This window comes from Mycobacterium kyogaense, assembly GCF_036946525.1.
Taxonomy (GTDB): domain Bacteria; phylum Actinomycetota; class Actinomycetes; order Mycobacteriales; family Mycobacteriaceae; genus Mycobacterium; species Mycobacterium kyogaense_A.
In genome coordinates, this window is sequence record NZ_JAQIIY010000033.1 from 41,850 (window position 1) to 49,457 (window position 7,608).

5 protein-coding genes and 2 pseudogenes are annotated in these 7,608 nt (G+C 68.2%); 5 read left to right on the forward strand and 2 right to left on the reverse strand.

Annotation, left to right across the window (positions count from 1 at the left end):
* Position 1 precedes the first annotated feature (1 nt).
* Positions 2-394: a PH domain-containing protein gene (locus PGN37_RS24240; protein WP_335333529.1), complete on the reverse strand. Its 393-nt coding sequence runs from the start codon at positions 392-394 to the stop codon at positions 2-4.
* A 269-nt stretch (positions 395-663) separates the two neighbouring features.
* On the opposite strand from PGN37_RS24240, the gene PGN37_RS24245 reads away from it, so the two are divergent.
* Genes PGN37_RS24245 through ilvC form a run of 3 tightly spaced genes read left to right on the forward strand, consistent with a single transcriptional unit; the run spans position 664 to position 4,067 of the window.
* Complete coding sequence (locus PGN37_RS24245; RefSeq protein WP_335333530.1) at positions 664-2,514, forward strand: acetolactate synthase large subunit; 1,851 nt, start codon at positions 664-666, stop codon at positions 2,512-2,514.
* A gap of 3 nt (positions 2,515-2,517) precedes the next feature.
* Positions 2,518-3,018: an acetolactate synthase small subunit gene (gene ilvN / locus PGN37_RS24250; RefSeq protein WP_335333531.1), complete on the forward strand. Its 501-nt coding sequence runs from the start codon at positions 2,518-2,520 to the stop codon at positions 3,016-3,018.
* 47 nt (positions 3,019-3,065) lie between these two features.
* Complete coding sequence (gene ilvC, locus PGN37_RS24255; protein ID WP_335333537.1) at positions 3,066-4,067, forward strand: ketol-acid reductoisomerase; 1,002 nt, start codon at positions 3,066-3,068, stop codon at positions 4,065-4,067.
* A 135-nt stretch (positions 4,068-4,202) separates the two neighbouring features.
* Here the strand turns inward: ilvC and PGN37_RS24260 are convergent.
* A pseudogene (locus PGN37_RS24260) lies at positions 4,203-5,635 on the reverse strand (phytoene desaturase family protein).
* Positions 5,636-5,667: 32 nt separating this feature from the next.
* On the opposite strand from PGN37_RS24260, the pseudogene serA reads away from it, so the two are divergent.
* Both serA and PGN37_RS24270 read left to right on the forward strand, forming a co-directional pair.
* A pseudogene (gene serA / locus PGN37_RS24265) lies at positions 5,668-7,258 on the forward strand (phosphoglycerate dehydrogenase).
* A gap of 8 nt (positions 7,259-7,266) precedes the next feature.
* Positions 7,267-7,608, forward strand: a 342-nt coding sequence (locus PGN37_RS24270; protein ID WP_335333538.1) for an isocitrate/isopropylmalate family dehydrogenase, incomplete at its 3' end; no start/stop codon positions are given.

Sequence of the window (7,608 nt, forward strand, 5' to 3'; positions counted from 1 at the left end):
GTCACTCGTACGGGTTCGGCACCCGGCCGCCGCTGGCGGCGGTCAGCACGGGCAGGCTAGCGAACGTGACGGCAGGCAGCGCGGTCTCGCTGCCGTCGCTGCGTCGCGCCAGAGCCCAGGCTTTCTTGCCGAAGCGCAACCCGTCGATGTCCTCCCAGCGCATCGTCTGCGTCCCCAACAGGGTGCGCACGGTGACGGTGTCGCGGTCGGCGACCGTGCGGTAGCGCGCCACCGCGACCGACAGCGCGACGGGGATCACCAACAGAACCGCGAACCAGCCGGGCCCGGCGAACACGATGGACAGCAGGGCCAGTGCGAACAGGGCGACGGCGAGATGCGCCATGGGGGATATGCGGATCACGACCGGGGCGGGCGACGACGCGGTGGATGCCATGGGCCCATCATCCCATCCCTGCCGAGCGAGGAATTTGACCGAAGTCCGGTTCGCGAGCTACCGTCGGGAGCTATGCAGATCCCGGGCTCGCTCGTAGTAATTGGGTTGCGCGTTGATGCCGCGCTAGCCCCGGTCCGGGCATAGCACAACCGCATCGACGCGCAACCCTCGCTCAGCCTCCCGGCTGACGGGGGTTTTTTGTTGCCCCAGCACTGATTTGAGAAGATCTACCCAAGCCATACAGGCCGGACAGGACACAAGAGGACACCGTGAGCGCACCCACCACGCGAGCACCTGAGCAGCCGGCGACCCCGGCCAACGGGACCCGCACCGCCGCCCCGACCACGCCGCAACCCAAAACCGTTGCGCCACATCAGCTCACCGGCGCACAAGCCGTCATCCGTGCCCTCGAGGAACTCGACGTCGACGTCATCTTCGGCATCCCCGGCGGTGCGGTGCTGCCCGTCTACGACCCGCTCTACGACTCGGTGAAGCTGCGCCACGTGCTGGTCCGGCACGAGCAGGGCGGCGGCCACGCCGCCAGCGGCTATGCCCACGCCACCGGCCGCGTCGGTGTGTGCATGGCCACCTCGGGCCCGGGCGCCACCAACCTGGTGACACCACTGGCCGACGCCTACATGGACTCGATCCCGGTGGTGGCCATCACCGGTCAGGTCGGCCGAGCACTCATCGGTACCGACGCTTTCCAGGAAGCCGACATCTCCGGCATCACCATGCCCGTCACCAAGCACAACTTCCTGGTCCGCAACGGTGACGACATCGCGCGCGTCATCGCCGAGGCGTTCCACATCGCCGCCAGCGGTCGGCCCGGCCCGGTGCTGGTGGACATCCCCAAGGACGTGCTGCAGGGGGAGTGCACGTTCGCCTGGCCGCCGAAGTTCGAACTCCCCGGCTACAAGCCGAACACCAAGCCGCACAACCGGCAGATCCGGGAGGCCGCCAAGCTGATCGCGGCCGCCCGCAAGCCGGTCCTCTACGTCGGCGGCGGCATCATACGCGGCGAGGCCTCGGAGGAACTGCTGGCGCTGGCCGAACTCACCGGCATCCCGGTGGTCACCACGCTGATGGCGCGCGGCGCGTTCCCCGACAGCCATCCGCAGAACATGGGCATGCCCGGCATGCACGGCACGGTGGCCGCGGTGGCTGCCCTGCAGCGCAGCGATCTGCTGATCGCGCTGGGCACCCGCTTCGACGACCGGGTGACCGGCAAGCTGGATTCCTTTGCGCCCGAAGCCAAAGTGATCCACGCCGACATCGACCCCGCCGAGATCGGCAAGAACCGGCACGCCGACGTGCCGATCGTGGGTGACGTGAAGGCCGTCATCGCCGATCTGATCGACGCCCTCGGCCGCGACAGCGGACTGGGCTCGACGCCGCTGGACAACTGGCGGGAGTACCTGAGCGGAATCCAGTCGACCTATCCGCTGAGCTACGGTCCGCAGAGCGACGGCAGCCTCTCGCCCGAGTACGTCATCGAGACGCTGGGCAAGATCGCCGGTCCCGACGCGATCTACGTGGCAGGCGTGGGCCAGCATCAGATGTGGGCGGCGCAGTTCATCTCCTACGAAAAGCCCAAGACATGGCTCAACTCCGGTGGTCTCGGCACGATGGGCTACGCGGTGCCCGCGGCAATGGGCGCGAAGATGGGGTGCCCGGACACCGAGGTGTGGGCCATCGACGGTGACGGCTGCTTCCAGATGACGAATCAGGAGCTCGCCACCTGCGCCATCGAAGGGGTGCCGATCAAGGTCGCGCTGATCAACAACGGCAACCTCGGCATGGTGCGGCAGTGGCAGACGCTGTTCTACGAACAGCGGTACAGCCAAACCGATCTGGCCACCCACACGCGTCGCATCCCCGATTTCGTGAAACTGTCGGAGGCGCTGGGCTGTGTCGCGCTGCGCTGCGAGCGCGAAGAGGATGTCGCCGACGTGATCAACCAGGCGCGCGAGATCAACGACCGCCCGGTGGTGATCGAATTCGTCGTCGGCGCTGATGCCCAGGTGTGGCCGATGGTCGCCGCAGGCACCAGCAACGACGAGATCCAGGCGGCGCGCGGTATCCGGCCGCTGTTCGACAACGAAGAAGGGCACGCGTAAGTCATGAGCACCATTCACACCCTGTCGGTGCTCGTCGAGGACAAGCCCGGCGTGCTCGCCCGCGTCGCGTCGCTGTTCTCGCGGCGTGGCTACAACATCTGCTCGCTGGCTGTTGGTGCCACCGAGCAGAAGGATCTCTCGCGGATGACCATCGTCGTCGACGTCGAGGATTCGCCGCTCGAGCAGATCACCAAGCAGCTCAACAAGCTCGTCAACGTGATCAAGATCGTGGAGCAGGACGAGGACAACGCGGTGTCGCGAGAGATCGCGCTGATCAAGGTGCGCGCCGATGCGACCACCCGCGGTCAGGTCATCGAAGCCGTGAACCTGTTCCGCGCCAAGGTCGTCGATGTGTCCAACGAGTCGTTGACCGTCGAGGCCACCGGAACCCCGGCCAAGCTCGAGGCGCTGCTGCGCGTGCTGGAGCCCTACGGTATCCGTGAAATCGTCCAGTCCGGTGTGGTGTCGCTGTCGCGTGGCCCCCGCGGAATCGGCACCAAGTAGCTGAAAAGCACAGAGTAGAAAGAAGATTCACGACAATGGCAGTTGAGATGTTCTATGACGACGACGCGGACCTGTCGATCATCCAGGGCCGCAAGGTCGCCGTCATCGGCTACGGCAGCCAGGGGCACGCGCATTCGCTGAGCCTGCGCGACTCCGGGGTGCAGGTGAAGGTCGGCCTCAAGGAGGGGTCGAAGTCCCGTGAGAAGGTCACCGAACAGGGCCTCGACGTCGACACCCCGGCCGAGGTGGCCAAGTGGGCCGACGTGATCATGCTTCTCGCACCTGACACCGCGCAGGCAGAGATCTTCACCAATGACATCGAGCCGAACCTCGAGGACGGCAACGCGCTGTTCTTCGGGCACGGTCTGAACATCCACTTCGGCCTCATCAAGCCGCCGGCCAACGTCACGATCGGCATGGTCGCACCCAAGGGCCCCGGCCACCTGGTGCGCCGTCAGTTCGTCGACGGCAAGGGTGTGCCCTGCCTGATCGCCGTGGACCAGGACCCCAAGGGTGAGGGCGAAGCGCTTGCGCTGTCCTATGCGAAGGCGATCGGTGGCGCGCGCGCCGGGGTCATCAAGACCACCTTCAAGGAAGAGACCGAGACCGACCTCTTCGGTGAGCAGGCCGTGCTGTGCGGCGGCACCGAGGAACTTGTCAAGACCGGCTTCGAGGTCATGGTCGAGGCGGGCTACGCCCCGGAGATGGCCTACTTCGAGGTGCTGCACGAGCTCAAGCTGATCGTCGACCTCATGTACGAAGGCGGCATCGCGCGGATGAACTACTCGGTGTCCGACACCGCCGAATTCGGTGGCTACCTGTCCGGCCCGCGCGTGATCGACGCCGACACCAAGAAGCGGATGCAGGACATCCTCAAGGACATCCAGGACGGCACCTTCGTCAAGCGCCTCGTGGCCAACGTCGAGGGCGGCAACAAGGAACTCGAGGGTCTGCGCAAGGAGAACGCCGAGCACCCGATCGAGGTCACCGGCAAGAAGCTGCGCGACTTGATGAGCTGGGTCGACCGCCCGATCACCGAAACCGCCTGACAGCAAGAAACTTTCGCCGGAATAGCATTCCCGGTCGCAGATCCGTGAGGATCACGACCGGGAATGCTATTCCGCGTGGAGCTGCGTGCCCGCGTGGAGCTGCGTGCCCGCGAGGAACTGCGTGCCCGCGTGGCATCAGTGCGCGAGGCGCGGCATCTCGTCGATGCCGAATTCGCGGCGCAGCACCGTGCGTGCCGCGTAGTACCCCCGCCATCCCGTGGACGCCGGTGCCCGGTGGCGTCGCCGACGAACACAGGTAGGCCTTCGCGATCGGCGTCGTCCACGGGTTCAACCGCAGCGTGGGGCCCACCATGGCCGCGAACAGCGTGGCGCCGCCGACGATGATGTCCCCGCCCACGTAGTTCGCGTTGTGATCGGCCATCCGCGCGGCCGGCACACACCGCGCAGCGACCACCAGGTCGCGGAAGCCGGGTGCAGCGCGCTCGAACATCTTCTTGATCGTCTCGGTGAGGTCCGCGGTCGAATTCGCGGGGACGTGGGCGTACGTCCACAGCGGCCGGCGGCCCTGGCCGTCGATGCGGGACGGATCCGCGATGTGCGGCAGCGCGGCCAGGGTCATCGGCCACTCGGCATGGCGGCCCGCGTCGATGTCGGCCTCGGCCAGCGCCATCTGCGCCCGCGTGCCCCCCATGTGCAGGGTGCCCGCCTGAGCCAGGCGCGGGTCGCGCCACGGGATCTCGCCGGACAACACGAAGTCCACCTTGCAGACACCGGGGCCGAACCGATAGCGCCGCAACGCTTTTGCGTACCTGGCCGGTACCGCGTCGCCGTAGATGTCGAGCAGTGCGGTCGGTGCGGTGTCCCAGATGGTGACGCCGCCGGGCGGTGCGGTCACGGGTTCGCCGAGGACCAATTCGCCGCCGTGGGCCACCAGATCAGCGATCAGGGCGTCGGCGATCGCCTGCGTTCCGCCGACGGGCACCGGCCAGCCGGCGGTGTGTGCCACCGTGCCCAGCATCAACCCCGCGCCACTGTTGACGGGGGAGGGCATCCGCGAAATCGCGTGCACGCCAACGCCGGTGAACAAAGCTCGGGCGTCTTCGCCACGCAGCAGGCCCCACGCCGGGCTACCCATCGCCAGCACCCGCACTCCCGTACGCACCGTGGTGAGCAGATCCGGCGGCAGCGAGCGCTTGTCGCCGAGGAAGAAGCCGAGCACTCCGTCGACGTGTTCGGTCAGCGGTCCGAACAGACGCCGCCAGGACGCACCGTCGTCCAGTTCCACACAGGTGCGTTCCAGCGATCGGTAGGCGACCGCGGCCGGCCGGTCGGGCAGCGGATTGGCGTACGACACCTCCGGCGTCATCAGCTGCACGCCGCGCGCCGCGAGATCGAATTCGGCGAAGAAGGGAGAGGCCACCCCCAGCGGGTGGACGGCCGAGCAGATGTCGTGGACGACGCCGGGATACTCGGGGTCGGGCGCGGAACGCGCGCCGCCTCCGGCGGTGGGCTGGGCCTCGATCACCCCGGACCGACAGGCCGGCCCGTGCGCAGATCACCGCGGCAGCCAGCCCGTTGGGCCCGCTTCCGACGACCGTGACGTCCACCGCTCTATTACAGCCCACTAGGCTGAGGCCTCGTGAGTCTGCCCGTGGTATTGATCGCCGACAAGCTGGCCCCCCTCGACCGTCGAAGCGTTGGGCGAGGCGGTGGAGGTCCGTTGGGTCGACGGCCCGGACCGGCCGAAGCTGCTCGCCGCCGTCGCCGAGGCCGACGCGCTGCTGGTGCGCTCGGCCACCACCGTCGATGCCGAGGTCCTGGCCGCGGCGCCCAAATTGAAGATCGTGGCCCGCGCCGGTGTGGGTCTGGACAACGTCGATGTCGACGCCGCCACCGCCCGCGGCGTGTTGGTCGTCAACGCCCCGACGTCCAACATCCACAGCGCCGCCGAGCACGCGCTCGCGCTGCTGCTCTCGGCGGCCCGTCAGATCCCGGCCGCCGACGCGACACTGCGCGCCCACACGTGGAAGCGGTCGTCGTTCTCCGGTACCGAGATCTTCGGCAAGACGGTCGGCGTCGTCGGCCTCGGACGGATCGGCCAGCTGGTGGCCCAGCGGCTGGCTGCGTTCGGCGCCCACATCACCGCCTATGACCCGTACGTCTCGCACGCGCGCGCAGCGCAGCTCGGCATCGAGCTGCTCACCCTCGACGAGCTTCTCGCCCCGCGCCGACTTCATCTCGGTGCACCTGCCCAAGACCAAGGAGACGGCAGGGCTGATCGGCACGGACGCGCTGGCCAAGACCAAGCCGGGCGTGATCATCGTCAACGCCGCGCGCGGTGGGCTGATCGACGAGCAGGCCCTGGCCGACGCGATCACCAGCGGCCATGTCCGCGGCGCCGGCCTCGACGTGTTCTCCACCGAGCCGTGCACCGACAGCCCGCTGTTCGAACTGCCCCAGGTGGTGGTGACGCCGCACCTCGGTGCCTCGACGGCCGAGGCCCAGGATCGTGCCGGCAACCGACGTGGCGGCCAGCGTCAAGCTCGCGCTCGCCGGTGAATTCGTGCCCGACGCGGTCAACGTCGGCGGCGGCGCGGTCGGCGAAGAGGTCGCACCGTGGCTGGATCTGGTCCGCAAGCTCGGGCTGCTCGTCGGTGCGCTGTCGGCAGAGCTGCCCACGAACCTGTGCGTCCAGGTGCGCGGCGAGCTGGCCAGCGAGGAGGTCGAGGTGCTGCGCCTCTCGGCGCTGCGCGGCCTGTTCTCGGCCGTGATCGAAGACCCGGTGACGTTCGTCAACGCCCCCGCACTTGCTGCCGAGCGCGGCGTCGAGGCATCCATCGACACCGAATCGGAGAGCCCGAACCACCGCAGCGTCGTCGACGTCCGCGCCGTGGCCGCTGACGGCAGCACGGTGAACGTGGCCGGCGCGCTGTCGGGTCCGCAGCAGGTGGAGAAGATCGTCCAGGTCAACGGCCGCAACCTCGATCTGCGCGCCGAGGGCGTCAACCTGATCATCAACTACGACGACCAGCCCGGTGCGCTGGGCAAGATCGGCACGCTGCTGGGCAGCGCCGAGGTCAACATCCTGGCCGCCCCAGCTCAGCCAGGATGCCGACGGTCAGGGTGCGACGGTCATGTTGCGCCTGGACCGGAACGTGCCCGACGACGTGCTGGCCACCATCGGCCGGGACGTCAACGCTGCGACATTGGAAGTGGTCGACCTGACATGAGCGCTCCGTTGAAACTCGCAGTGATCGGTGGCGACGGGATCGGTCCGGAGGTGATCGGCCAGGCGCTCACGGTGCTCGACGCCGTCCGGCCGGGCGTCGAGAAGACCGAATACGAGCTCGGCGCGCGCCAGTACCACAAGACAGGCGAGGTGCTGCCCGAGTCGGTTCTGGGCGAACTGAAGGAGCACAACGCGATCCTGCTCGGCGCGATCGGTGACCCGTCGGTGCCCAGCGGGGTGCTCGAACGCGGTCTGCTGCTGCGTATCCGCTTCGAGCTCGACCACCACGTCAACCTGCGCCCGGGGCGTCTGTACCCCGGGGTGCGCAGTCCGCTGGCCGGCGATCCCGAG

Bases quoted from the DNA above. Each gene is read 5' to 3' on its own strand.
- PGN37_RS24240 (WP_335333529.1), bottom strand. From the start codon at position 394: ATGGCATCCACCGCGTCGTCGCCCGCCCCGGTCGTGATCCGCATATCC.
- ilvN (WP_335333531.1), top strand. From the start codon at position 2,518: ATGAGCACCATTCACACCCTGTCGGTGCTCGTCGAGGACAAGCCCGGC.
- ilvC (WP_335333537.1), top strand. From the start codon at position 3,066: ATGTTCTATGACGACGACGCGGACCTGTCGATCATCCAGGGCCGCAAG.